Source organism: Staphylococcus sp. FW104-15G4D (assembly GCF_058790135.1).
Genome location: NZ_JBYTCH010000001.1, coordinates 521,204 through 546,603, shown reverse-complemented (window position 1 = coordinate 546,603; position 25,400 = coordinate 521,204). Strand labels below are relative to the sequence as shown.

Genomic DNA, 25,400 nt, shown 5'->3' with positions numbered 1-25,400 from the left:
ACAAAGTTAAAGATAATTTAATTTTTTGTAACACTTTACAATGCAACAAAATGATCATGAAATTTCTCTACACTATCAAATCTATAACTTCAGATAATCTTATTATTATCGATAACATAATTTTATCATTAATAGTACATATGTGCTAGTTTAGAATAAAAGCTTTACATTATTTTAATTTTTAAAATAATAAAAAAGACAATCTATAGTAGCTTGATCTCAACTTCTTGAAAATCATTTAACTATAGATTGTCTTTAATAACTTATTTAATTATAACGGCGTTTCATATCGATTTTACGTTGCTTTTGGCGTTTATCATCTTGTTTGATTTGTTTAGCAGTAATTAATAAAAGACCCATGGCAATACTTAAACTAATCATTGCTGAACCACCAAAACTAATAAATGGTAACGGTACACCTGTTAATGGGATTGTAGCTGAAATACCACCGATATTAACAAATGTTTGGCTTCCTATATAACTTGCGATACCGACGCAAACTAATTTGTAAAAATAAGAATTTGTTTTATTAGCTAATTGGAATGCTCGATATACAATGAAATATTCTAAAATAATTACTAATAAGCCACCCACTAAACCTAACTCTTCGCATATCACCGCAAAGATAAAATCAGTATGAGGTTCTGGCAAGTAACCCAATTTCATTATACTGTTACCTAATCCACGTCCAAATAGCCCACCATTACCTATCGCCATTAAGGAATTAGAAATATGATACCCTGTTCCTGATTCTTGTCCAAATGGATTTGTTAACGTACTAAAACGTGCTTCTAAATAACTAGGAACCATATGTAGTATCAACATAAACGATGCAATAATAACAAATCCTAAAGCTACTAATAATCCCCACTTCAACATATTCTGAACACCAATACCAGAATAGAAAATAATTGAGAAAAAGATGATTAGTATTAACATCGTTTGCCCAACGTCCTTTTGGAAAAGAACAAGAACCAAACACGTTACTACGAATAGAATTGGACCTAAGATTAACTTGATGTTCTGTCTTACTGCAGGCATTTTCTTTTCAATCATAAATGGTATGTAAAGAATGATGGCAATTTTTAGTAACTCTGATGCTTGTAGATTCATAAAACCTAAATTAATCCAACTCTTGGAACCATTGATATTTTTACCAATAACTAAAGTCAGTAATAGTAGTACGAAAATACCAATCATCATTCCTTTTTGAACATTAGGCTTCTTTAGGACTTTTACATTCATAATAAATGCCATAAAAAAGACTATAGCGAAACTCATAATAACGTATAAAAGTTGTCTATTATAGAAGTAAGTTCCTGCAACGGCTACACCACCAGTTAAAGTACCTTTAGTTGCAGCTACCATACTTGCGCTGTATACCATTACTAATCCAATCAAACACAGGAGTACGTATGTAATTAATAATGGATAATCGATAAATTTAGAAGTTTTTCCAATATACCGCATTATATTTTTAAAATTATTCATATACTAGATCATCCAATTCTAAATTTTTAAAGTTAATCACTTCGTTGACTTAATTCATTTATCTTCACTTTTTAAAAAGCTGTCTTACCTATTATATACTTGAACCCTTCAATTAAACAAATATTATTAGGTTAAGCATCAACTTATTTTATAGGATAAGCCTGAAACAAAAATGACTGAGAAAGATATCACGTTCAGATATCATCTCAGTCACTCATACGATGACGTATATGTACGATTAAGTCTATACGTTGTCGTAAATATATATGTTATTAACGCATTCATATTGACACTTTAAATACGTGCGTTATGCTAAATCTATTGGAAGTAAAACATTAAACATTTGTGAAAGCTTCATGTAATTTAGAAAGTTCTTTTTCTAATCTTAACATTAATTGCTTACCATCTTCTTTATCAACTAAACCAAGTTGAACAGCGAAATCAACCTCTTTTTGAAGGCCAAACATTTGAGTATCTAACACTTCTTCATAAAGCGGACAAGAAGGTAAAGTTAAGTTATCCATCTGAACTTTAATAAGATGTAAGATTCTATCAGCATCTTTATTCAACTGGTCATATGCCGCATTATTTAATTTCGATTGGTTAGCCATGACATACTCCCCCTATCATTTCAATTAATATCTTCACATTAGAAGTTTATCTTAATAGGTATTAAAAAGCAAGTGAATTTAAATTAAGTCACTATGATTTTATGTTAAAATAATTAAAGATAAAAAATGAGGGAGTGGGCATATATGATCCAAATTAAGGGTGCAGTTAAGTTTCCTATCTCTTTGGATAGTACAACTTGGATTTTCGATGACAGAAAAGTGAGTATCGATGATTTAGAGCGTGGGGTTTTCGACGGTACTAGACCTGTTAACTTCGAAGATAACACTGAATGGAATCGAGCTATTTTAGAAGGACAAACCAATCCACCTACACTTGATTCAGAAATTAAATATAAAAAGCGTTCAGTTTTAGAAGGATCTTTCGTCATTAATATGACACCATTTTTCAAAAATGCTGAACCACACGATAAAGCAACAGCAATAAAACTTTATAATGATAATGATGCTATCGAAATACCAATTGAATTATTACCTTACTTATTCTTCCAATTCGCGAAAGATGGCAAACGATTATATAGCGACAATGCCGTTGATAGCTTTGTTTATGTGCCAGAGGATGGGTATACATATGAATTCAAATATGTAACTCATATAGAGGTGATTTAATGTGCTAGAAGTTCAATGTATCATTTGTGATACAAAAGTGTTTATTGATGAACAAACAGTTGAGGCTAAACGCTTAAGAAACAATCCTATTCGCACCTTTATGTGCGATGATTGTAAAAGTCGTTTAGATACACCTAAACAACGCAAACCACAAGTGATGGAATACATTTCTAAAACAGAAAATCATTCAATCGATAAAGATGAATTATAAAAAAAGGTGCGGTTTAAGTTACCCATAACTTAAGCCGCACCTTTTATCTATATTATTGATCTTCTTGCATCATTTGTTTAACGCGTTTTGCTTCTTTTTCACGTGCTGATTTGTTTAAGATTTTCTTTCTTAATCTAATATTTTCTGGTGTAACTTCAACTAATTCATCGTCATTGATAAATTGTAATGCTTCTTCTAAAGTTAAAATTCTAGGACGATTCATCGTTTGAGTTTGATCTTTCGTAGCAGAGCGTACGTTAGTTTGATGCTTCGCTTTCGTAATATTAACTGTTAAATCATTTTCACGGTTATGTTCACCAACTATCATACCTTCATAAACTTCTGTACCTGGTTCCATGAAGTTTACACCACGGTCTTCTAAGTTAATAATTGCATATGATGTAGCTTGACCTTGGTCCATTGAGATTAAAGCACCGTTACGACGCCCACCTATTTGAGCTTTAACACGAGGTCTAAATTCTTCGAAAGTATGGTTAATAATACCATAACCACGTGTCATAGACATAAATTCTGTAGTATAACCAATCATACCACGTGCTGGTACCATAAAGATAAGACGCGTAAGACCATTATCAGTAGTCATCATATCTAACATTTCACCTTTACGTGCACCTAGAGATTCAATTACTGCACCAGCGTTTTCAGAAGGTACCTCACATTGTACACGTTCAAATGGTTCGCTTAACACGCCGTCGATTTCTCTTAAAATAACTTGAGGTTTAGAAACTTGTAATTCAAAACCTTCACGTCTCATATTTTCAATTAAGATTGAAAGGTGTAACTCACCGCGTCCAGCTACAATCCAAGCATCTGGTTGGTCTGTTGGAGTTACTTTTAATGAAACGTCTGTTTCAAGTTGTTGCTCTAATCTTTCTTGAATTTGACGTGCAGTGACATAGTCACCTTCTCGACCAGCAAATGGTGAATTATTTACTCGGAAAGTCATTTCAAGTGTTGGTTCGTCAATACGTAACACAGGTAACGCTTCTTGATGATCATGAGGTGTCACAGTTTCACCAACATTGATATCTTCCATTCCTGACACAGCGATTAAGTCTCCAGCTTGTGCTTCTTCAATTTCTTCACGTTTCAAACCAAAGTAACCAAATATTTTAGTTACTCGGAAATTCTTGATTGAGCCATCTAACTTGATTAATGATACGTTATCTCCAACACGCATTTTACCTCTAAATACGCGACCAACTCCAATACGTCCAACATAGTCGTTATAATCTAATAATGCGACTTGGAATTGTAACGGTTCATCTTGATTATCAATTGGAGCGGGAACATAATCAATTATTGTTTCAAATAATGATTGCATGTTTTCATCTTGGTTATCTGATTCAAGGCTTGCTGTACCGTTTACCGCTGAAGCATAAACAACTGGAAAATCTAACTGTTCATCATTTGCTTCTAATTCAATAAATAAGTCTAATACTTCATCTACTACGCCTTCAGGACGTGCAGCTGGTTTATCAATTTTATTTACAACTACTACTGGTTTTAAATTTTGTTCTAATGCTTTCTTAAGAACAAAACGAGTTTGTGGCATTGTACCTTCATATGCATCAACTACAAGAACAACACCATCAACCATTTTCATAATACGTTCAACTTCCCCACCGAAATCGGCATGGCCAGGTGTGTCTAAGATATTAATACGTGTGCCTTTATAATCAATTGCTGTATTTTTAGCAAGAATCGTAATACCACGTTCTCTTTCTAAATCGTTTGAATCCATTGCACGTTCGTCTACATGTTCATTTTCTCTGAAAATACCAGACTGTTTAAGCAACTCATCTACTAAAGTTGTTTTACCATGGTCAACGTGCGCAATAATCGCTATATTACGAACATCTTCTCTTAAATTAGTCATTTTATAAATTTCCTTTCTTGAGTAAACTCCCACTTTTAATTACAACTGTTTTATTATATCATATATTAGTGAAAAGATAAGTAAAAGGTGGGGTATGGGATGCAACAAAAAAAATCAAAAGGCATCTTCTGGATATTCTCTATTTTAGCAGTCATTTTCTTAGTATCTTTTAGTTTTGCATTAGGTGCTGCTAATGTTCCATGGATGATTTTAACATTTATATTACTCATTGCAACATTTGGCGTTGGTTTCACTGTTAAAAAGAAATACAGAGAAAACAACTGGCTGTAACATAGAAATCTAACATTATAATGTTAGATCAACAAGTTAAAGCAGAGACGATTCAATGTCGTCTCTGCTTTTATTTTTCTCGTTTTCTACCAAATCGTTGTTCATGATGTTTAGCAATCGTCTCTTCAAATTCACTTAAATAGTTATTAAGGATCTCTCGATGAAGTTTTGCGTTAGCCATTAAAATAGAATTAGGGTGGTTCATTTCAAGTCTGTCCCCTAATAAGTTACTACCTACGCCTCCCACTTCATTCAATATCATTAAGCCTCCAGCAAAATCCCATGGTTGTAATCTTGGTGTAAGGTACGCAGCGAGTTGACCTTTAGCCACACTTATAATTTCTAATGCAGCACTACCATAAGCTCTTGCACTTCTAGCGTCCTCTACTATTGGCGCAAACACTTTGCCCATTATTGGTTTAGTTAACCAGTTAGGATTTATACCAATGATACTTGTTTTAAGTTCGGAATCTTCTAGTGGCTTTAATTGATGGCTATTTTCAAAGGCACCTTCACCAACTTTAGTGTGGTATAGAACGTCTCTCATTACATCATATACGAACCCAGCGTATGGTTTACCATCATGGTAAATACCAATTGATATCGCAAAATTTTCTTTTTGATGAACGAAGTTTAGCGTACCGTCTATGGGATCTATGACCCAAATGATGCCTTGTGTATCTTTTAAATTATGTCCGTGCCCTTCTTCACCTATAACTCGGTGTTCAGGATAATTGTGATGAATCGTTTCATAAAGATAATTTTCAGTGGCCTTATCAACATTCGTGACTAAATCATTCGGATTAGATTTCATTTCTATATCCAGATCATCTTTCATCATATGACGAACTTTATTACCAGCCTCTAGTATTATTCCCTTTGCAAAATCATATAATGCCATCGTATCATCTCCTATTACTTACCATTATACATGATGTCATCTTCAAAATTATATTAATACACATAGATTTACCTTATTTTAAAGAATTCAAACGCCTAATTAACAAGCTTATACTTTAGGTTAGAAATCCTTAACTATGCTACAATATATGTAATCAATTATTAGGAGGCATAAAATGACTCAATATACATTTGCTCCAAAAGATTTTAAAGCTTTCGATGTCGAAGGTCTAGACAATCGTATGGAAGCACTCAATGAATATGTTAGACCTCAATTAAATAATTTAGGAACATACTTTGCAGATTATTTTAGTACTCAAACTGGCGAAGAGTTCTACCCTCATGTAGCTAAACATGCGCGTCGTAGTGTTAATCCACCAAAAGATACGTGGGTAGCATTTGCTCCTAATAAACGTGGATATAAGATGTTGCCACATTTTCAAATTGGATTATTTAGAGACCAATTATTTGTAATGTTCGGCGTAATGCATGAGGCTAAAAATAAAGCCAATCAGATGAAAGTCTTTAAAAAGCATTTCGATAAAATTAAAGACTTACCTGAAGACTATAGTGTTTGCTTAGATCATATGAAACCTGAAAAGACACTTATTAAAGATATGAACGATGACGATCTTCACAAAGCTATTGATCGCGCAATTAATGTTAAGAAAGGTGAATTTTTCATAGCACGAGAAATTCAGCCTTCTGATCAAAGATTAAAAAGTGATAAAGCCTTTCTACAGTTTATTGAAGAAACATTTGATGCGTTTTTAAGATTTTACCAATAATACATCTTCATTTTTAAGCTTGAATGGAATGATTACAATTCTATTCAAGCTTTTTTATAGTCGCACAATATTTTTAGGTTGACCTAACTTTTTGTTTAGGTTAATATATTTTCATAAGATTTTAGGAGTGATATGATTGAAGTTAAAAGACGACAACTATGAACAACAACAAAGTTTAGACGAAATAAATAATACTATTCATTTTGACCATAAAAGTAGTGCAAGTCAGAAGTTTTTAGCATTTTTAGGTCCTGGTTTACTCGTGGCAGTAGGTTATATGGACCCCGGCAACTGGATTACATCCATGCAGGGTGGCGCACAATATGGCTATACCTTGCTATTCGTGATTTTAATCTCAAGTTTAGCAGCAATGTTATTACAAAGTATGACGGTTAGATTAGGAATAGCAACCGGTAAAGATCTTGCGCAAATGACACGTCATTTTTTAAGTAAACCTGTAGCTATCATATTTTGGATTATCGCTGAATTAGCCATCATAGCTACTGACATCGCAGAAGTTATTGGTAGTGCTATCGCGTTAGACTTAATTTTTGGTATTCCATTAATTGTCGGCGCCTTAATTACCGTATTCGACGTTTTCTTATTGTTATTCATTATGCGCTTCGGTTTCAGAAAAATTGAAGCCATCGTTGGAACATTGATATTTACTGTATTAGCGATATTTGTATTTGAAGTTTTTATATCTTCTCCACAATTAACTGATATATTGAATGGCTTTGTACCACATAAAGAAATTGTTACTAATCAAGGCATTTTATATATTGCTTTAGGTATTATTGGAGCGACAATCATGCCTCACAATTTATATCTACATTCTTCAATTGTTCAATCACGTAAATATGATCGACATGACAATGAAGAGAAAGCCCAAGCAATTAAGTACGCTACAATTGATTCAAACCTTCAATTATCTATAGCTTTTGTAGTTAATTGTTTATTATTAACTTTAGGTGCAGCTCTATTTTTTGGAACTAAAACAAATGATTTAGGTGGTTTCTACGATTTATATCATGCCTTAAAAACTGAACCCGTATTAGGCGCAACTTTAGGCGGCGTGATGAGTACACTATTTGCAGTAGCTTTATTAGCTTCTGGACAAAATTCTACTATTACAGGTACTTTGGCTGGTCAAATTGTGATGGAAGGATTTTTACGATTATCAATTCCTAACTGGTTACGTCGTTTGATTACTCGAGCGCTTGCAGTCATCCCAGTTATCATTTGTTTAATTATTTTTAAAGGCAACTCTGAAAAAATTGAACAACTTCTTGTATTTTCGCAAGTATTTCTAAGTATCGCATTACCTTTCTCATTAATACCGCTTCAACTTGCTACAAGTAATAAAAAATTAATGGGACCTTTTATTAATAAAACGTGGGTTAATATTATTTCATGGACGCTAATTGTCATTCTAAGTGGATTAAATGTTTACTTAATCATTCAAACGTTCCAAGAATTATAAAAAATTTATACAATATACTCATAAAAAGAAGCACAAAGATGATTCAATTAAAAATCATCTTTGTGCTTTTTAGTAGATTAAGTATGTCGAATAATTTACATCTTTAAATAATCTACTTTAAAAAGATTTTAAATTGTAAAATTTCTACCTTTTTTAATCCTAATAAATGTATGGATCATCTTTCTTGTGATTTTTTAGTTCTTTGTCTGGATCCCATTCTTCATTATGTGATTGTTTGTTTTCATGGTAATTATCGTTAAATTGATCTCTATTATGAGATTGATTATAATGTGCATGATTGTTGTGGTCTTTCTTTTTACTAAACAACATAATAGCAGCAATAATCCATAAAATCATTGCAATGAAATTCATAGTTATTAAACCTGTTACTGCAGCAGCTATAAGTAAGGCCCCTGCTAAATTTTTACGCCCTTTGATTGTTAAGGCTCCAAATATCCCTAATATTGTAGAGAATGCTAAAAATCCAATTGAAATCATCATTGAGGCTAACAAAATATCAGAGGATACATTTTGATTATTGCCATACATTTGTTTCATTATATCTTTATATTGTTGTTGATTTTGACCACTTTTCATTACTAAAAGTGATAAACAAGTTAATAATAAATATATAATACTTAAACCATTAGCTATCCATGCTAAGATAGTTTCTGTTTTTCTATTCATATTAGGCTACACTCCTCTTAGTTACATTCTTAAAACAATAATACTAAAAATTAGAACTTATAGCGAACACATAAAAAAAAGTGATTGACTTTTCATTCTAAGTCAATCACTTATATAGTGTTATTTATTTTCCGTGTCGTCTTTGTGTTCAACTTGGTTCTCTTGATTATCTTCTTGAGGTTGTTCACCTTGGAACATTTGACGACGTTCCTCGTAATTCATTCTCCGTTGATTGACTGCACTAGGTTGATTCTTTCTTCTTTCTTTCATGCGTTTATTATAAGCTTTTTTCTTTTCTCTTTTCTTCGCACGAATTTCAGCTTTTTCTTTCTTGCGTTGAGCCTTAAGTTCTCTAGGATCAACTTGAGGTTCTTGTGGCTCTTGGTTGTAAGCATAACCATCCTCATAACCGTAACTATCATCTTCATTTTGATAATAATCTTCTTGGAATTGTTCATCACGCTTAGCTTTTTTAGATTTCTTATTGTATTTCGCCTGTCTAGACATAATCGCCGGTTCTTCTTCTTCCTGCTGAGTGGACTTGTATTCACTTTCTACAGCGCGTTTTGGAAATTGAGCATATTTATCATCTGTCTCATCATAATTATGACTCTCTGACTCATCATTCATATAAGCGTCATGTTGTTGAGGTTCATATTGGTGCTCTGCTTCATAGGCTTCTCTTTGTTGACGTTCTTTTCTGCGTTTACGACGTGTGTTTCTATATTCTTTATTATCACGTGGTTGTTCGTAATCATCGTAATAACCGTGATTGTACCCATCTTCGTAATAGTCATTATGAGAGGTAGACTGTGGTCTACGTTTATCATAGTATTCATAATTATCATAGTATGGTTGTCCATAATCATCATTATAGTATGCTGGTACGGTTTCTACCCGATCTTTTCTAGCAAACATCATGATAGCGACGATAAAGAATAAAATTGGAATAATTAATGTGACAACTAATAATACCAATGGAATCGTAACTATAGCTGCTAATAGAAATAAGAAACCTGAAAGTATTCTAATATTCATTGAAATTAAAGCTAAGAATGAAATCAATAAACAAATGATGAAGTAAACAATGATAGCCCAAACACCATTTTGTAACCATATAACAAATTGAGTTGTACTTAAATCATTGTTACCTAAAATTTGTTGAACCAACTCATTATTATTTAATGAATTTTCTAAATTAGCAATCGATGTATCATTACTAAATGATACAAGTGCAATAAACATCGTTACAATCGTTAATATGAGTAAAAATACCCAACTAAACCAACCTAGTACTTTTTCAGTTAGCCGACCGACTGGACGCTTAATTTGTGTGTATTGCTCTCCTGACATCCGCTACAACTCCTTACTTTACTATCAAATCATTATATAAGAAATATGAGTAAATAACTACTATTTATCATCAATCTATTTTAAGTTCATTTTAAAATTTAAAAAGCTTTCGTTATATTCGCTAAGTGTTTTCTGGCCTAAGTCCTTATAAACTTCCAAACGATTTTGTTCTTTTTTTGTTGGGTAAAATCTATGGTCTTCTCTAACTTCTTTAGGTAGCTTATCTCTAGCTGCTTTATTAGGCGTTGCATAGCCTACCCACTCTGTATTCTGTTTATTATTTTTCTCATCTAATAAGAAGTTCATAAATTTATATGCGCCTTCTTTATTCTGAGCAGTTTTAGGAATAACCATGTTATCAAACCAAAGATTAGATCCCTCTTTGGGAATGACATAGTTATACTTATTACTACCTTGAACTAAAGGTGCTGCCACACCACTCCAAACTACAGCGATGTTACCTTCATGTTGTTGAAGCATCATTGTTATCTCATCACCAACGACACCTCTTACTTGCGGAACTAACTTTTTCAAATCCACTTCAGCTCTTTTAATATGAGAAGAATGGTTATCATTCAAACTATAACCTAATTTGTTTAATCCCATTCCCATCATTTCACGAGCACCATCTACTAATAAAATATCATTTTTATACTTAGATTGATACAAATCACTCCAACTATTGAAATTATCATGAGGATATTTATCTTTATTATATAAAATACCCACTGTACCAAAGAAATAAGGTAATGAATATTTATTATGAGGATCATAAGACATATTCATATAATCAGAATCAAGATTTTTGATATTGGGTATTTTAGTATGATCTAAAGGAACTAACAAATTGGAACGCTTAAGCTTTTGCACGGTGTACTCACTTGGAAATGCCACATCATAATGTGTACCCCCATTACGTATTTTGGCCTCCATGGCTTCATTTGAATCAAACGTTTCATATACAACTTGTATGCCTGTTTGTTTTTCGAACTTTTTAATCAAACTAGGATCAATGTATTCTCCCCAGTTATAAACATAAATCTTTTCTTGCGTATGGGTGTTCTCTTTAGATTTAAACCAATGACTCATAACTAAACATAAAATACCAATAATTACTGCAGAAAAGATAAGTTGTAGAAATCGTTTCATTCACTTACACCCCGTTTCACCGTCTTTTGACATTTAACAAAGTGTTGCATTAAATAATATCCAATGATACCTAATAAAATAACTATAAATAATATAGTCGATATAGCATTAATTTCCATACTTATACCTTTTCTAGCCATTGCATAAACTTCCACAGATAAGACACTAAATCCGTTTCCTGTTACGAAAAAGCTAACTGTAAAGTCATCTAAAGAATATGTTAGAGCCATGAAAAATCCACCAATAATTGAAGGCATGATATTAGGTATAATGACGCTACTCAATAATTGCGATTCATTAGCTCCTAAATCTCTAGCTGCGTTCAACATGTTATCGTTCATTTCATAAAGTTGTGGTAACACAATAATCACTACGATAGGTATACAAAATGCGATATGTGATGCTAATACAGTAAAGAATCCTAAACCTAAACCAGTAAAATGTCCAATTGCGGTAAACATAATTAAAAATGATGCACCAATAACTACATCCGATGAGACCATGAGTACATTATTCAAAGTCAATAATGTTACTTTGAATTTTTTATTGCGTAAATAATATAAAGCAATCGCGCCAAACGTACCAATTACCGTAGACACTGATGCAGCTAATAGGGCAACCGCGACCGTGTTAAATATTACAGATATTAATCGATCATCTTGGAAGAGAGTACGATAATGTTCTAACGAGAAATGCTCAAAATGAATCATATTTCCAGCTGAGTTAAATGAATATATCATCAAGAAAAATATCGGTATATAAAGTATTGCTATTAAAATACCTATGTACATCTTTCCATACCATTTCACGTCGTTCACCCCTTCCCATTAGATGACTTAGATTTAGTTAAGATTAAGATAAAGGCCATAAATATAATTAGGAATAACGCAATTGTAGAGCCCATACCGTAATTTTGAATTGTTAGAAATTGCTCTTCAATCGATGTACCTATATTAATAACTTTATTACCTGCAATCAATCGCGTAATCATGAATAGTGATAACGCAGGTATAAAGGTCACTTGAATCCCCGTCATTACTCCCTCTTTAGTTAAAGGAATGATGACCTTTCTGAAAGTAATTAACGGACTAGCACCTAAATCACTAGAGGCTTGTAATAAGTTATTAGGTATTGCTTTCATACTATTGAATATAGGTAAAATCATAAAAGGGATATAAATATAACTTGCAACCAATAAAAACGCTCCACTTGTGAAAAGCATATTAAATACTGGTAAGTGAAAAACATGTAGTGCTTGATTTATAATACCATCATGACTTAATAACCCTATAAAAGCATAGGTCTTCAGAAGTAAATTAATCCACGTTGGAATAATCATTACCATTAGTAATATATTCTGAAATCTAGATTGAGCAATAAAGTATGCTGCTGGATAACTGATCAATAAAGTAATGAGAGTGATTAGAAATGCATACCATATGGAATCCGCAAACATTTTAAAATAACGCAACGAAAAAATTTGTTCATAATTTGTAAAACTAAAATGACCATGCACGTCAGTGAATGAGAAATAAACAAGTAAAATTACAGGTATAATAATAAAAATAACCATCCATAATAAATATGGAACAAGTAGTAATTTATTGATATTACGCATGGTCTACATCCTCATAACTCTCTATACGCTTATCAAATTCTTCCTCAGTTTCACCAGGTACCATAATATGAATTGCTTCTGGTTCAAAGAATAGACCTACTTCACTTCCAACTTCAGCTTTCTTAGTAGATTGAATAACCCATTCGTAGCCTTTTCTATCAATACAACAAATTTCGTAATGTACACCTCTAAATAGCATTGAATCTACAGTTGCTTTAAAAAGTCCTTGTTCTTTATCAATGAGTGATATGTCTTCTGGTCTAATTACAACTTCTACTTTTTTATTTTCAGGTATCCCCATATCTACACATTCAAAGTTTTGACCATAAATATTCACCACGAAATCTTTAACCATTCTTCCTTCAACGATATTTGATTCACCAATAAAATCAGCGACATAACGATTAACTGGTTCATCATATATATCAATAGGCGTACCAAACTGTTGAATTTTCCCATCTTTCATAACAAAGATATAATCACTTAATGCTAAAGCCTCTTCTTGATCATGGGTCACAAATATGAAAGTGATTCCTAAACGAGATTGAAGTTCACGTAACTCATATTGCATTTCCGTACGCAATTTTAAATCTAATGCAGATAATGATTCATCAAGTAAAAGTATTTCAGGTTCGTTTACTATCGCTCGAGCAATCGCTACACGTTGTTTTTGTCCCCCACTCATGCCTTCAATTTGTCGTTGTTCATAACCTTGTAACTTCACTAGTTTTAAAGCTTCTATGACCTTTTCATCTATCTCAGACTTGCTTAATTTTTTTAATTTTAAGCCATAGGCAATATTGTCATAAACGTTAAGATGTGGAAAGAGCGCATAATCTTGGAATACTGTATTTACTTTACGTTTATTTGGGGGTAACTTTCCGATAGGTTTATTTTGGTATATCACTTCTCCACTGTCAGGATACTCGAACCCAGCAATCAACTTTAATATTGTTGTTTTTCCACAGCCAGAAGGTCCTAATAATGTATAAAAATAACCTGATTCAATATCTAAATCAATTTCATCTAAAATTTGTACATCATCAAAGCCTTTACTTACAGATTTGAATGAAAGTAACGGATTCATAAACATTCCTCCCTATAAATATGAAGCTGTGGCAACAATTAATATTTTCACTTCTTCATGAGTTTCATTGTATAAGCGATGTTTATCTCTAGCCTTAAAATAAAGTACATCTTCAGTACTCGCTTTATAAGTTTGATTACCAAGTAGCAATGACACTTCACCTTCTAAGCAGTATATAAACGTGTCTGACTCAGATGGTTTAAAATTTTTATAGGATGCTCCAGGTTTCAATGTAAGGATCAATGGTTCCATTTCAAATTCATTTGAATCTGTAACTAGCCAATTTAGAATATAACCCCGATCGTATTCATCATATGTAATTTGATCTTTCTTTTTATATAACACTTTCTCACTTGGGCGCTCTTGAAAAAAGTCACTAGCTGATGTCCCAAGAACTTCTAAAATGTTTAAAAACGTCTCTATACTTGGAGACGCATGTTGACTCTCAATCTGAGAGATATACCCTTTTGACAAATCCGTACGTTCAGCAAGTTCTTCCTGAGTAAAATTTTTAATACGTCTTAAATTTCTTAATTTATATCCTATATCCATATTTTTAACCACCTAAAAAAGCTACATTAAGTTTACTAATATCAAACATTTTGTTTAGTGCTTTATAAAAGTAACAGAATATAGCTTTGTAAGCAATAGTTTTATTCAATTGTTTTAGAAAACAAGTAAGTATAAATTTTTAGATAATAAGTGTATCTAAAATCAATTAAGATTCTTTACCAAATCTCTGCTGTTCAGGATATTTATTTACCTCTTGAACAACTTTATAACTATTATATCCGCTTTTATTTTCAAATTCTTTAAAGATTTGTTTTTCTTCAGCTTTGCCAGGTACAATGTCTTTAAATTTTTTATAAGCTTTTTTTACATCTTCACCTTTAACAGAAGATTCATAGTAATTTTCAATTTTATTAAAAAAATGAATGACTTGCATCATTTCTTCATTCGTCCAATCTAAATCTAAAGGATATTGATATTCCATTGTCTTAATAACCTCCTGTAATAATTATGTAAGTACAGTGTATCGGAGCCATTTTTATAAAACAACCGATACAAAAAATAATTAAAAAAGCTGAGACCCGCACATGACGAGTCTCAGCAGTATATAATGATTAATCTTTAACTATTGTGATTAAGGTTTAATAATTACATAGTATGGATTGGATAACCAATTGCTTTTTCAGCAGCTTCCATTGACATTTCACCTAAAGTTGGGTGAGCATGAACAGTTAATGCGATATCTTCTGCATTCATACCTGATTCAATTGCTAAACCTAATTCAGAGATGATATCAGATGCGCCAGTACCAACAACTTGAGCACCAATTAAAGTATCATCTTCTTTAAGTGTAATTAATTTAACAAAACCATTAGTATCATCTAATGATAACGCACGTCCATTAGCTGCATATGGGAATTTAGAAGCTTTAATTGATAAACCTTCTTCTTTAGCTTGAGCCTCAGTGTAACCTACTTGAGCTAATTCTGGTTCAGTGAAGCATACTGCAGGCATACCAATGTAATCAACTTCAGCAGCTTGACCATCAATTGCTTCAGCAGCTACTTTAGCTTCGTAACTTGCTTTATGTGCAAGTGGTAAACCAGGAACGATATCACCAATTGCAAAGATATTCTCAATAGAAGTACGGCTTTGTTTATCTACTTCTAATAAACCACGATCTGCGAATTTAAGACCTAATTCCTCTAAGCCTAATTCATCAGTGTTTGGACGACGTCCTACAGTAACTAATACGTAGTCAGCTTCAATAGTTTGTTCTTCACCATTAGCTTCATACGTAACTTTAACGCCATTGTCAGTTTCTTCAGCAGATTTAGCCATAGCTTCAGTGACAATTTCGATACCTTTTTCTTTCATGCCTTTTTTAACTGGTTGAGTCATTTGTTTTTCGAATCCACCTAAGATGTCTTTAGCACCTTCAAGGATTGTTACTTCTGAACCGAAGTTAGCAAATGCTGTACCTAATTCAGAGCCGATATAACCGCCACCAACAACAACAAGTTTACCAGGAACTTCTTGTAAATTTAAAGCGCCAGTTGAATCGATAACACGCTCACCAAATTCAAAATTAGGAATTTCAATTGGTCTAGAACCAGTTGCGATAATAGCATGTTTGAAATTGTAAGTTTGAGCACTTTTTTCGTCCATAACGCGAAGGCTATTATTATCAACAAAGTATGCTTCACCTTTAACGATTTCAACTTTGTTACCTTTTAGTAATCCTTCAACACCACCAGTTAATTTATTTACTACTGATGATTTGAATTCTTGGACTTTCTCGTAGTTTAAAGACACGCTTTCAGCAATAACCCCTAAGTTTTCTGAATGTTGCGCTTCAACAAAACGATGAGACGCGTGTAATAATGCTTTAGATGGAATACAACCAACGTTTAAGCACACACCACCTAAATTACCTTTCTCAACGATTGTTACTTTTTGTCCTAATTGCGCTGCGCGAATTGCTGCAACGTATCCGCCAGGACCTGCTCCGATTACAATAGTATCTGTTTCAATTGGGAAATCTCCAACTACCATGTTTTTACCCCTCCATTAATAATAGTTCTGGATTATTTAATAAACGTTTAATGTGATTCATAGCATTTTGACCAGTTGCGCCATCAATTTGTCTGTGGTCAAAGCTTAGTGATAACGCTAATACTGGAGCTGCTATAATTTCTCCATCCTTAACAATAGGTTTTTGAGCAATACGGCCAATTCCTAAGATGGCTACTTCTGGGTGATTGATAACTGGAGTGAACCATTGTCCACCAGCTGAACCGATATTACTGATTGTACAAGTTGCACCTTTCATTTCATCTGAAGTCAATTTACCGTCACGAGCTTTAACTGCAAGTTCATTGATTTCATCTGAAATTTCGAAGATTGATTTACGATCCGCATGTTTAACAACAGGAACTAATAAACCTTTATCTGTGTCAGCTGCGATACCGATATTCCAATAATGTTTGTGTACAACTTCGCCAGCTTCTTCATTAAATGAAGTGTTAAGTGCTGGATATTTTTTAAGTGCAGAAACTAAAGCCTTAACAACATATGGTAAGAACGTTAGTTTAGTACCTTGTTCAGCTGCAATTTCTTTGAATTTTTTACGGTGATCCCATAATTCTTGTACATCAATTTCATCCATTAATGTAACATGAGGTGCTGTATGTTTTGAGTTAACCATTGCTTTAGCAATTGCTTTACGCATTGCAGGGATTTTCTCAGTTGTTTCTGGGAAGTCACCTTCTGGTACTGATTGACTAGCTGAAGCACTAGTTTCTTCACTACCTGTAGATGATGCAGCTGCACTTTCGTTAGAAGCTGAATCCGTGCTTCCACCATTTAAGTATGCGTCTACGTCTTCTTTAGTAATACGTCCGTTTTTACCAGAGCCTGTAACAGCTTTAATGTTTACACCATTCTCACGAGCGTATTTACGTACAGAAGGCATAGCCTTAACTGTTTTATTCTCATCAACTTCTGCTTCTTGAGTAGAAGCTGTTGAAGCTTCCTGAGATTGTGATGATGAAGTTGATTCTTTTTCAGCTGGTGCTTCTTCTTGTTTCTCTTCTTGTTTAGAAGAGTCATCACTATGGCTACCTTTAAATTGCATTTCTTCAGCATCAGGAGCATCAATTTTTACAATAACGTCACCAACTACTGCAACAGTTCCTTCATCTACTAAAACTTCTTCAACAGTTCCGCTAACAGGCGATGGGATTTCTACTACAGATTTGTCGTTTTGCACTTCTGCTAAGACATCATCTTCTTCGATGGTATCTCCAGCTTTAACAAACCATTTTACAATTTCACCTTCGTGGATACCTTCCCCGATATCGGGTAATCTAAATTCAAATGCCACGTTCTTGTCCTCCTAAGATTTTACTTAATCAAATCATTTCAAATACTTATATACTAAAGTTGCAAGTTAAGGAAGCCCTTACAACCTAGTTTACACTTATTCATTACTCATTGCTATAGTTAGCTACTTAATTTATTAATGAGTTTAAATTAGAACTCTAATGTAGCTTTAGCTTGTTCAACGATGTCATTTTTGTTTGGTAACCAAACATTCTCAGCTTGAGTGAATGGATATACAGTATCAGCTGCAGCTACACGAGCGATAGGTGCTTCTAATGAAAGAATTGCACGCTCAGCTAATTCTGCAGCAACCTGTGCACCTACACCAGCTTGGCGTTGTGCTTCTTGAACAACTACTGCACGACCAGTTTTTTCTACTGATGCAACTAATGTATCAATGTCAATTGGTTGAACTGTACGTAAGTCGATGACTTCGACAGAGTATCCATCTTTTTCAAGCTCTTCAGCTGCTTTGATAGATTCTTGAACCATAGCACCGTACGCAATTAGAGATATATCATTACCTTCTTTTTTAACATTAGCTTTACCAATGTCAATTGTATATTCTTCTTCCGGTACCTCTTCACGGAAAGAACGATACAATTTCATATGTTCTAAGTAGACAACAGGGTCATTACTTTGAATTGCTGAAATTAATAAGCCTTTCGCATCATATGGCCCAGATGGAATAATCACTTTTAAACCAGGTGATTGTGCTAAGATACCTTCTAAATTATCGGCGTGTAATTCTGGAGTGTGTACTCCACCACCAAATGGTGCACGAATAGTAACTGGTGCTGGTTTAGACCCGCCTGAACGGAAACGTGTACGAGCAATTTGACCTGCAACTTCGTCAAATACTTCAAATACGAATCCTAAGAATTGGATTTCCATAACTGGGCGATAACCTGTTACAGCTAATCCTAACGCTAAACCACCAATACCAGATTCCGCTAATGGTGTGTCAAATACTCGATCTTCACCAAATTCTTTTTGTAAACCTTCAGTAACACGGAATACACCGCCGTTAACACCAACGTCTTCACCGAAAACTAAAACGTCTTCGTCTCTTTTAAGTTCACTTTTAAGCGCGTCGTTAATCGCTTGAACCATTGTCATTTGTGCCATGGCTTACTTCGACTCCTTCTCTTTGTAAATTTCATATTGTTCTGATAAATTTTGAGGCATATCTTCATACATAATATCCATTAGAGAAGTAACAGTTTGTTTGTCTGTATTGTCAGCCTCTTTAATAGCTGTTTTAATTTCAGATTTAGCACGTTCAATGACTTCATTTTCTTTATCTTCATTCCAAAGACCTTTTGCTTCTAAATATTTTCTAAAACGTACTAATGGGTCTTTTTTCTCCCACTCTGCGTCTTCATCTGAGGTTCTGTAACGAGTTGGATCATCACCAGCCATTGTATGTGGTCCATAACGATAAGTTAATGTTTCAATTACTGTTGGACCTTCACCTGCAACAGCTCTTTCACGCGCTTCTAATGTAGCTTGATATACAGCTAAAGCATCCATACCATCTACTTGAATACCTGGTACACCAACTGCGATAGCTTTTTGAGCTAATGTTGTTGCAGCAGTTTGTTTACTACGTGGTGTTGAAATAGCGTAATTATTATTTTGAATTACAAAAATAGCAGGCGCTTTATACGCTGATGCAAAATTGATACCTTCATAGAAGTCACCTTGTGAAGAACCACCATCACCAGTATAAGTAATTGCTACTGCGTTTTTACCACGTTTTTTAAGACCGAATGCTACTCCAGCTGTTTGTACATATTGAGCACCGATAATAATTTGTGGACTTAGTGCATTAACGCCTTCAGGGAATTGGTTACCTTTGAAGTGTCCTCTAGAGAATAAGAAAGCTTCTGTAAGTGGTAAACCATGCCAAATAATTTGAGGAACATCACGATAACCAGGTAGGATGAAGTCTTCTTTTTCTAAAGCATATTGTGAAGCAAGTTGAGATGCTTCTTGACCTGCTGTAGGTGCATAGAAACCTAAACGTCCTTGTCTGTTTAATGAGATAGAACGTTGGTCAAGAATACGCGTCCATACCATTCTTTCCATTAATTCTACTAATTGTTCATCTGTTAAATCAGGTACTAAGTCTTCATTTACGACATTACCATCCTCATCCAAAATTTGAACCATTTCAAATTTCGATTGAGTTTCATTTAATACTTTAACTGCATCGAATTGGGCTTGTAACTTAGGAGCCATTCAATTCACCATACCTTTCCCATGTAAATAGAAATTCATTTTATCCTCCCTAATTGTATCACAAATGATTTTTCCTGTTAAACGATTTCATAAAGTTCTGTTTCAATAGAAAAAGATACAGTTGCACGGTCTGTTATAGTACTTTCCGCACAACTGTATCAGTCTGATAATTTATTTCAATTGATCTACGTCTTGTTTCTCTTGAGTAACCTTTCTCATCGCTTTTGAGTAGGTATTGAATTTTTTATTCATATCTTTATATGCTTTTGATAAATCTTTAGATTTACTGTCTACTTCTGATTGTGTAGCACCATCTTGGTTCAAGAATGTAAACAGTTCTTTTTCTTTGTTTAAAGCTTTTTTGTAAGCCTTTGCATATGCATCATGTGCTTCGTATTTTTCTTTGAGTGCATCATTAAGTTGAGTTACTTCTTTTTTCTTAGCCGAGTTATCAATATGATTCATATACTGTTTAGCTTTTTTAAATTCTTTTTCAGAATTATTCAATGCTTGTTCTTCGTTTTTAAATTCTTTTTGACGCTTCTCTACATTTTTTACGATATCTTCTGCAGCTTGTTTTCTTGTATTCTGATCTTTACCATTTACTTTTTTAAATAATTTTTGTTTCTTTTCTTCTAAATCATTTATTTTTTTACTAGTACTATTTACTGATTTTTCTTGGTCAAAAGCTTTTTGAACTTGGTTGTCATATTTTTTAATTTCTTTTTTGTCAGTTGTACATCCAGCTAATAACACTGTTGATGTTAGGACAATTGCGACAGTTTTACCGAACTTCATTAACTGTTACCTCCTCATAGTTGTTCGCTTGTAATATTAAATAATTATTGTTCATAAATCAATATACACTAATAAAACGATTCATTGAAGCTAAATGGAATAGTCTAAAATGTCTGTTCCACATATAATATAAAACCTTCATTCAAAATCAAATACCTATTAATGTACTAATCTCTATGGTATCTGATATATTATTACTTAAGGAAGGTGTATGACATGTTAACTATGAAAGATATTATTAGAGACGGTCATCCAACGCTTCGTGAGAAGGCTAAAGAATTAAGTTTTCCTCTTTCTGAAGAAGATAAAGAAACTTTACGCTCTATGCGAGAGTTTTTAATTAATAGTCAAGATGAAGAAACTGCAAAACGTTATGGATTACGTTCTGGCGTTGGTTTGGCAGCTCCACAAATTGATGTGGCTAAAAGAATGATAGCAGTTTATTTACCAGACGATGGTAATGGAAAATCTTATGATTATATGCTCGTCAATCCTAAAGTTATGAGCTACAGTGTGCAGGAAGCTTATCTACCAACTGGCGAAGGTTGTTTGAGTGTTGACGAAAACATTCCAGGATTAGTACACCGTCATAATAGAGTGACAATTAAAGCTCAAGATATAGACGGTAATGAAGTTAAACTAAGATTAAAAGGCTATCCAGCAATTGTGTTTCAACACGAAATTGATCATTTAAATGGCGTTATGTTTTATGATTATATTGACGCTAATGAACCACTTAAACCTCACGACGATGCAGTCGAAGTTTAAGTAAAATTATTAAACTTATATACACTTTATCAAGTTGACAACTTATCACGCTTGATGAAGTGTATTTTTTATTTTTCAAAATAAAAATATTACTATATATAATAATACGTATGACTCAATAATTAGTAAGATAAAACTGCTTTATTTATTCAAATACATCATGTAAAATATAACTTAACTGAAATCTTAGTATATCAATACTAATTTCTAATTAGGAACGACACTATTACCCTAGAAAACATACTGGGCAGTGAAATTAAACGAACATATATATTAAAGTTTAGATTGAGCTGGTATGTTTCTAAATAAAATATTAGAACACTAGATTATTGAAGACTTAATTGTACGCATGAATATTCTTTAATAACCCGAGTATTAATGACTAGGGTCGTAAATAAATTATGGAAATTATTCTAGGAGGAAATATATAAAATGGCAGTATTTAAAGTATTTTATCAACATAATAAAGACGAAGTCATCGTTCGTGAGAACACTCAAACAATTTATGTTGAAGGACAAACTGAAGAACAGGTTCGACGTTATTTGAAAGATCGTAATTATAATATTGAGTTTATTACTAAATTAGAGGGCGCACATTTAGACTATGAGAAAGAACACTCAACTCACTTCAATGTGGAGAATGCTGAATAATGAAGCAATTACATTCTAATGAAGTAGGTGTGTATGCACTTGGTGGTTTAGGTGAAGTTGGTAAAAATACCTACGCCATCGAGTACAAGAATGAAATTGTTATCATTGATGCAGGTATTAAATTCCCAGATGATAACTTACTAGGAATAGATTATGTTATTCCTGACTACACTTACTTAGAACAGAACCAAGACAAAATTGTAGGTCTGTTTATTACTCATGGACACGAAGACCATATAGGTGGTGTGCCCTTCCTATTAAAACAAATTAATGTACCTATTTACGGTGGTCCATTAGCATTAGGTCTCATACGCAATAAATTAGAAGAACATCATTTACTTAGAACTACTGAGTTACATGAAATTGATGAGAGTAGTGTAATAAAATCTAAGCATTTTGAAATATCATTCTATTTAACTACTCATAGTATTCCTGAAGCATACGGAGTTATCGTTGATACACCAGAAGGTAAAATTGTTCATACTGGTGACTTTAAGTTTGATTTCACTCCAGTTGGAGAGCCAGCTAATATAGCTAAAATGGCTAAACTTGGAGAAGAAGGCGTACTATGTTTGTTATCTGACTCAACAAATTCACTAGTACCTGATTTTACGCTTAGCGAACGTGAAGTTGGACAAAACGTTGATAAGATTTTTAGAAATTGCAAGGGCCGTATCATTTTTGCGACCTTCGCATCTAATATTTATCGTGTACAACAAGCAGTTGAAGCAGCGATAAAATATAATCGTAAAATCGTTACTTTTGGTCGTTCAATGGAAAATAACATAAAAATTGGTATGGAGCTTGGATATATTAAAGCTCCACCTGAAACATTTGTTGAACCTAATAAAATTAACAATATACCTAAACACGAATTGTTAATTCTTTGTACTGGTTCACAAGGTGAACCAATGGCTGCATTATCAAGAATTGCAAATGGTACACATAAACAAATCAAAATTATACCTGAAGATACTGTAGTATTCAGTTCATCTCCTATTCCAGGTAACACCAAAAGTATCAATCGCACTATAAATGCTTTATATAAAGCTGGTGCGGATGTCATTCACAGTAAGATTTCAAATATTCACACGTCAGGTCATGGTTCACAAGGTGACCAACAATTGATGCTACGTTTAATTCAACCTAAGTATTTCTTACCTATTCATGGTGAATATCGTATGTTGAAAGCACATGGTCAAACGGGTGTTGAATGTGGTGTAGATGAGGATAAGGTATTCATTTTCGATATCGGTGATGTCTTAGCTTTAACACATGATTCAGCTCGTAAAGCTGGAAGAATCCCATCAGGTAATGTGTTAGTAGACGGTAGCGGTATTGGAGATATCGGAAATGTAGTTATTAGAGATCGTAAACTACTTTCTGAAGAAGGTTTAGTCATTGTTGTTGTAAGTATCGATTTTAATACTAATAAGTTATTATCAGGACCTGATATCATTTCACGTGGCTTTGTTTATATGCGCGAATCCGGTCAACTAATTTATGACGCACAACGTAAAATTAAAACAGACGTGATATCTAAATTAAATGGTAACAAAGATATTCAATGGCATCAGATTAAATCATCAATTATTGAAACACTTCAACCTTATCTATATGAAAAGACAGCTCGTAGACCGATGATTTTACCAGTAATTATGAAAGTGAATGAAGATAAAGGTAACAATAAACCTTCTAATAAGAAAAATAACAAACAAGATAAAAATGAATCTAAATAATTTTAACTTATAAAATTTATCTGTTTAAATATTTAAGGCAAGGACACATGTCCTTGCCTTTTATTTATTTCTCTTTCTAACAGTAGTTCCTATTACAATCATTAGAAATGAAATAAACATAATTAAATAAATAAGTCTGTAACCAATTGGGCTTTTGATAACATTATCATTATTAAATTAGATAATGTCTATAATCATGAGTGTGATAATACTAAGTATATATTGCTTGTTTTTAATTAACTTTTTTTCTCCTTTAGTTTTCACTCTAGTTGTTGCATGAATATATAATTTTACGATGTCTTTTTGTCTAATATGCGTTGATATTCTTTATATTTATATGGGTTTTTTACTTTTTCACCATTTATGTATACTAAAGGAACTTTCTTAACTTTTTTCTTTTTAGCAACTTTTTTATCATCATTAGCCATTTCCCATGCTTTACTATCTTTTTCTTTATACATTTTCTTAACTTTTTTTATTTCTTCATCATTCAAGTTAAGTTTATCTATTTGCTTATCTAATAATCTATTAGTAATCCAAGTTTTATGGCTATTTTTAGGTTGTTCGTTAAAAATTAAGTGATTAAATTTTAAATACTCTTTATCAGATATGAGTTTGACTGCTAATGCTGCTCGTCCAGCTTTCATAGAGTCTTTACCTAAGAAACCGAGATTAACAAAATTAACTTCCGCTTTGTCTTTTTTTATATAATCTTTTTTCAATTTAGGAACGATAGTATTTTCAATTTTTTTACAATAGGCACATTTGTAATCACCATAAATTGTTATGCATTTAGTGCGGTTTGAATGATTATTAAATGAGCCATTTTTTATGTTCGAACAACTACATAATAACAAAACAATTACTAACAATGATGTGCATTTTAAAACAAATTTACACATATCCACTCTCCTTATTAATTTTTTCAAATTTAATGTTAACATCATTGTTTTAAAATTTTTGTTATCTTCCCTAATTGATATATTCTATTTCTCAAGTGTTTACGCAAAACTTAATAAATTATAGATTTAATCAATCACAATATTTCATATTTTATTTTGTTTTTAAATTGATTGAAGCTTTATTATTTTTTTATGTATAGATTAGCAT

At 32.8% G+C, this 25,400-nt stretch carries 26 protein-coding genes; 8 read left to right on the top strand and 18 right to left on the bottom strand.

Features of this window, described 5'->3' with window-relative positions; translation table 11 throughout:
• Positions 1-267 precede the first annotated feature (267 nt).
• Both ftsW and AC3WQX_RS02815 read right to left on the bottom strand, forming a co-directional pair.
• The gene (gene ftsW / locus AC3WQX_RS02820; protein ID WP_002435326.1) at positions 268-1,491 is read right to left on the bottom strand and encodes a cell division peptidoglycan polymerase FtsW; all 1,224 of its coding nucleotides are present in this window, start codon (positions 1,489-1,491) and stop codon (positions 268-270) included.
• 335 nt (positions 1,492-1,826) lie between these two features.
• On the bottom strand, positions 1,827-2,102 hold the full coding sequence (locus AC3WQX_RS02815; RefSeq protein ID WP_002435383.1) for an Fpa/YlaN family protein: 276 nt from the start codon (positions 2,100-2,102) through the stop codon (positions 1,827-1,829).
• A gap of 144 nt (positions 2,103-2,246) precedes the next feature.
• Between AC3WQX_RS02815 and AC3WQX_RS02810 the strand changes: the two genes are divergently transcribed.
• Both AC3WQX_RS02810 and AC3WQX_RS02805 read left to right on the top strand, forming a co-directional pair.
• A complete protein-coding gene (locus tag AC3WQX_RS02810; protein ID WP_023350458.1) occupies positions 2,247-2,729 on the top strand; it encodes a hypothetical protein in 483 nt (160 codons plus the stop codon).
• A 1-nt stretch (position 2,730) separates the two neighbouring features.
• The gene (locus AC3WQX_RS02805) at positions 2,731-2,940 is read left to right on the top strand and encodes a DUF2197 domain-containing protein (RefSeq protein ID WP_002435364.1); all 210 of its coding nucleotides are present in this window, start codon (positions 2,731-2,733) and stop codon (positions 2,938-2,940) included.
• 52 nt (positions 2,941-2,992) lie between these two features.
• Here AC3WQX_RS02805 and typA read toward each other — a convergent pair whose 3' ends face one another.
• Positions 2,993-4,840: a translational GTPase TypA gene (gene typA / locus AC3WQX_RS02800; protein WP_023350459.1), complete on the bottom strand. Its 1,848-nt coding sequence runs from the start codon at positions 4,838-4,840 to the stop codon at positions 2,993-2,995.
• A 99-nt stretch (positions 4,841-4,939) separates the two neighbouring features.
• Here typA and AC3WQX_RS02795 point away from each other — a divergent pair, with 99 nt between their 5' ends.
• Positions 4,940-5,131 (top strand): DUF5325 family protein, encoded by a 192-nt coding sequence (locus AC3WQX_RS02795; RefSeq protein ID WP_002435391.1) that lies wholly within the window; start codon positions 4,940-4,942, stop codon positions 5,129-5,131.
• A gap of 70 nt (positions 5,132-5,201) precedes the next feature.
• Here the strand turns inward: AC3WQX_RS02795 and AC3WQX_RS02790 are convergent, their stop codons facing one another.
• Positions 5,202-6,032, bottom strand: coding sequence for an inositol monophosphatase family protein (locus AC3WQX_RS02790; protein ID WP_002435395.1), 831 nt, complete (start codon positions 6,030-6,032; stop codon positions 5,202-5,204).
• 175 nt (positions 6,033-6,207) lie between these two features.
• Here AC3WQX_RS02790 and AC3WQX_RS02785 point away from each other — a divergent pair, with 175 nt between their 5' ends.
• Positions 6,208-6,819 (top strand): YktB family protein, encoded by a 612-nt coding sequence (locus AC3WQX_RS02785; RefSeq protein ID WP_002435449.1) that lies wholly within the window; start codon positions 6,208-6,210, stop codon positions 6,817-6,819.
• Between the two features lie 136 nt (positions 6,820-6,955).
• The gene (locus AC3WQX_RS02780; RefSeq protein WP_023350460.1) at positions 6,956-8,302 is read left to right on the top strand and encodes an Nramp family divalent metal transporter; all 1,347 of its coding nucleotides are present in this window, start codon (positions 6,956-6,958) and stop codon (positions 8,300-8,302) included.
• Positions 8,303-8,461: 159 nt separating this feature from the next.
• Here AC3WQX_RS02780 and AC3WQX_RS02775 read toward each other — a convergent pair whose 3' ends face one another.
• From AC3WQX_RS02775 to AC3WQX_RS02715, 13 genes are all read right to left on the bottom strand, one after another.
• Positions 8,462-8,989 carry a DUF4064 domain-containing protein gene (locus AC3WQX_RS02775; RefSeq protein ID WP_023350461.1) on the bottom strand — a complete coding sequence of 176 codons (528 nt, stop codon included), beginning with the start codon at positions 8,987-8,989 and terminating at the stop codon, positions 8,462-8,464.
• A gap of 120 nt (positions 8,990-9,109) precedes the next feature.
• On the bottom strand, positions 9,110-10,342 hold the full coding sequence (gene auxB, locus AC3WQX_RS02770) for a lipoteichoic acid stability factor AuxB (protein WP_023350462.1): 1,233 nt from the start codon (positions 10,340-10,342) through the stop codon (positions 9,110-9,112).
• Positions 10,343-10,417: 75 nt separating this feature from the next.
• Positions 10,418-11,491, bottom strand: a complete 1,074-nt coding sequence (locus tag AC3WQX_RS02765; protein WP_049307288.1) for an ABC transporter substrate-binding protein — start codon at positions 11,489-11,491, stop codon at positions 10,418-10,420.
• Positions 11,488-12,300 (bottom strand): ABC transporter permease, encoded by an 813-nt coding sequence (locus tag AC3WQX_RS02760; RefSeq protein WP_037560592.1) that lies wholly within the window; start codon positions 12,298-12,300, stop codon positions 11,488-11,490. Before AC3WQX_RS02760 ends, AC3WQX_RS02765 begins: the two co-directional genes overlap by 4 nt.
• A gap of 5 nt (positions 12,301-12,305) precedes the next feature.
• Positions 12,306-13,109 carry an ABC transporter permease gene (locus AC3WQX_RS02755; RefSeq protein ID WP_023350465.1) on the bottom strand — a complete coding sequence of 268 codons (804 nt, stop codon included), beginning with the start codon at positions 13,107-13,109 and terminating at the stop codon, positions 12,306-12,308.
• A complete protein-coding gene (locus AC3WQX_RS02750; protein WP_037548702.1) occupies positions 13,102-14,196 on the bottom strand; it encodes an ABC transporter ATP-binding protein in 1,095 nt (364 codons plus the stop codon). Before AC3WQX_RS02750 ends, AC3WQX_RS02755 begins: the two co-directional genes overlap by 8 nt.
• 12 nt (positions 14,197-14,208) lie before the next feature.
• On the bottom strand, positions 14,209-14,748 hold the full coding sequence (locus AC3WQX_RS02745) for a helix-turn-helix domain-containing protein (RefSeq protein ID WP_002435290.1): 540 nt from the start codon (positions 14,746-14,748) through the stop codon (positions 14,209-14,211).
• 166 nt (positions 14,749-14,914) lie between these two features.
• Entirely contained in the window at positions 14,915-15,190 is a 276-nt protein-coding gene (locus AC3WQX_RS02740) for a UPF0223 family protein (protein WP_002435331.1), read from the bottom strand.
• A gap of 164 nt (positions 15,191-15,354) precedes the next feature.
• Positions 15,355-16,761, bottom strand: a complete 1,407-nt coding sequence (lpdA, locus tag AC3WQX_RS02735; RefSeq protein WP_002435425.1) for a dihydrolipoyl dehydrogenase — start codon at positions 16,759-16,761, stop codon at positions 15,355-15,357.
• A 4-nt stretch (positions 16,762-16,765) separates the two neighbouring features.
• The gene (locus tag AC3WQX_RS02730; protein WP_002435418.1) at positions 16,766-18,091 is read right to left on the bottom strand and encodes a dihydrolipoamide acetyltransferase family protein; all 1,326 of its coding nucleotides are present in this window, start codon (positions 18,089-18,091) and stop codon (positions 16,766-16,768) included.
• A gap of 149 nt (positions 18,092-18,240) precedes the next feature.
• Positions 18,241-19,218 carry an alpha-ketoacid dehydrogenase subunit beta gene (locus AC3WQX_RS02725; RefSeq protein ID WP_002435445.1) on the bottom strand — a complete coding sequence of 326 codons (978 nt, stop codon included), beginning with the start codon at positions 19,216-19,218 and terminating at the stop codon, positions 18,241-18,243.
• Positions 19,219-19,221: 3 nt separating this feature from the next.
• Complete coding sequence (gene pdhA / locus AC3WQX_RS02720) at positions 19,222-20,334, bottom strand: pyruvate dehydrogenase (acetyl-transferring) E1 component subunit alpha (protein ID WP_002435429.1); 1,113 nt, start codon at positions 20,332-20,334, stop codon at positions 19,222-19,224.
• 171 nt (positions 20,335-20,505) lie between these two features.
• On the bottom strand, positions 20,506-21,132 hold the full coding sequence (locus AC3WQX_RS02715) for a YkyA family protein (RefSeq protein WP_023350467.1): 627 nt from the start codon (positions 21,130-21,132) through the stop codon (positions 20,506-20,508).
• A gap of 216 nt (positions 21,133-21,348) precedes the next feature.
• On the opposite strand from AC3WQX_RS02715, the gene def reads away from it, so the two are divergent.
• From def to rnjA, 3 genes are all read left to right on the top strand, one after another.
• Positions 21,349-21,900: a peptide deformylase gene (def, locus tag AC3WQX_RS02710; RefSeq protein ID WP_023350468.1), complete on the top strand. Its 552-nt coding sequence runs from the start codon at positions 21,349-21,351 to the stop codon at positions 21,898-21,900.
• A gap of 432 nt (positions 21,901-22,332) precedes the next feature.
• The gene (locus tag AC3WQX_RS02705; protein ID WP_002435438.1) at positions 22,333-22,551 is read left to right on the top strand and encodes a DNA-dependent RNA polymerase subunit epsilon; all 219 of its coding nucleotides are present in this window, start codon (positions 22,333-22,335) and stop codon (positions 22,549-22,551) included.
• The gene (gene rnjA / locus AC3WQX_RS02700) at positions 22,551-24,290 is read left to right on the top strand and encodes a ribonuclease J1 (RefSeq protein WP_023350469.1); all 1,740 of its coding nucleotides are present in this window, start codon (positions 22,551-22,553) and stop codon (positions 24,288-24,290) included. The genes AC3WQX_RS02705 and rnjA overlap by 1 nt, the downstream gene beginning before the upstream one ends.
• A gap of 290 nt (positions 24,291-24,580) precedes the next feature.
• On the opposite strand, the gene AC3WQX_RS02695 is transcribed toward rnjA, so the two are convergent.
• Complete coding sequence (locus tag AC3WQX_RS02695; protein ID WP_002435464.1) at positions 24,581-25,192, bottom strand: DsbA family protein; 612 nt, start codon at positions 25,190-25,192, stop codon at positions 24,581-24,583.
• Between the last annotated feature and the right edge of the window lie 208 nt (positions 25,193-25,400).

Coding starts and splice junctions, on each gene's coding strand:
- AC3WQX_RS02810 (WP_023350458.1), top strand. CDS start 2,247: ATGATCCAAATTAAGGGTGCAGTTAAGTTTCCTATCTCTTTGGATAGT.
- lpdA (WP_002435425.1), bottom strand. CDS start 16,761: ATGGTAGTTGGAGATTTCCCAATTGAAACAGATACTATTGTAATCGGA.
- ftsW (WP_002435326.1), bottom strand. CDS start 1,491: ATGAATAATTTTAAAAATATAATGCGGTATATTGGAAAAACTTCTAAA.
- auxB (WP_023350462.1), bottom strand. CDS start 10,342: ATGTCAGGAGAGCAATACACACAAATTAAGCGTCCAGTCGGTCGGCTA.
- AC3WQX_RS02755 (WP_023350465.1), bottom strand. CDS start 13,109: ATGCGTAATATCAATAAATTACTACTTGTTCCATATTTATTATGGATG.
- AC3WQX_RS02790 (WP_002435395.1), bottom strand. CDS start 6,032: ATGGCATTATATGATTTTGCAAAGGGAATAATACTAGAGGCTGGTAAT.
- typA (WP_023350459.1), bottom strand. CDS start 4,840: ATGACTAATTTAAGAGAAGATGTTCGTAATATAGCGATTATTGCGCAC.
- rnjA (WP_023350469.1), top strand. CDS start 22,551: ATGAAGCAATTACATTCTAATGAAGTAGGTGTGTATGCACTTGGTGGT.
- AC3WQX_RS02795 (WP_002435391.1), top strand. CDS start 4,940: ATGCAACAAAAAAAATCAAAAGGCATCTTCTGGATATTCTCTATTTTA.
- AC3WQX_RS02715 (WP_023350467.1), bottom strand. CDS start 21,132: ATGAAGTTCGGTAAAACTGTCGCAATTGTCCTAACATCAACAGTGTTA.
- AC3WQX_RS02705 (WP_002435438.1), top strand. CDS start 22,333: ATGGCAGTATTTAAAGTATTTTATCAACATAATAAAGACGAAGTCATC.
- AC3WQX_RS02745 (WP_002435290.1), bottom strand. CDS start 14,748: ATGGATATAGGATATAAATTAAGAAATTTAAGACGTATTAAAAATTTT.
- AC3WQX_RS02775 (WP_023350461.1), bottom strand. CDS start 8,989: ATGAATAGAAAAACAGAAACTATCTTAGCATGGATAGCTAATGGTTTA.
- pdhA (WP_002435429.1), bottom strand. CDS start 20,334: ATGGCTCCTAAGTTACAAGCCCAATTCGATGCAGTTAAAGTATTAAAT.
- AC3WQX_RS02765 (WP_049307288.1), bottom strand. CDS start 11,491: ATGAAACGATTTCTACAACTTATCTTTTCTGCAGTAATTATTGGTATT.
- AC3WQX_RS02750 (WP_037548702.1), bottom strand. CDS start 14,196: ATGAATCCGTTACTTTCATTCAAATCTGTAAGTAAAGGCTTTGATGAT.
- def (WP_023350468.1), top strand. CDS start 21,349: ATGTTAACTATGAAAGATATTATTAGAGACGGTCATCCAACGCTTCGT.
- AC3WQX_RS02785 (WP_002435449.1), top strand. CDS start 6,208: ATGACTCAATATACATTTGCTCCAAAAGATTTTAAAGCTTTCGATGTC.
- AC3WQX_RS02725 (WP_002435445.1), bottom strand. CDS start 19,218: ATGGCACAAATGACAATGGTTCAAGCGATTAACGACGCGCTTAAAAGT.
- AC3WQX_RS02695 (WP_002435464.1), bottom strand. CDS start 25,192: ATGTGTAAATTTGTTTTAAAATGCACATCATTGTTAGTAATTGTTTTG.
- AC3WQX_RS02740 (WP_002435331.1), bottom strand. CDS start 15,190: ATGGAATATCAATATCCTTTAGATTTAGATTGGACGAATGAAGAAATG.
- AC3WQX_RS02815 (WP_002435383.1), bottom strand. CDS start 2,102: ATGGCTAACCAATCGAAATTAAATAATGCGGCATATGACCAGTTGAAT.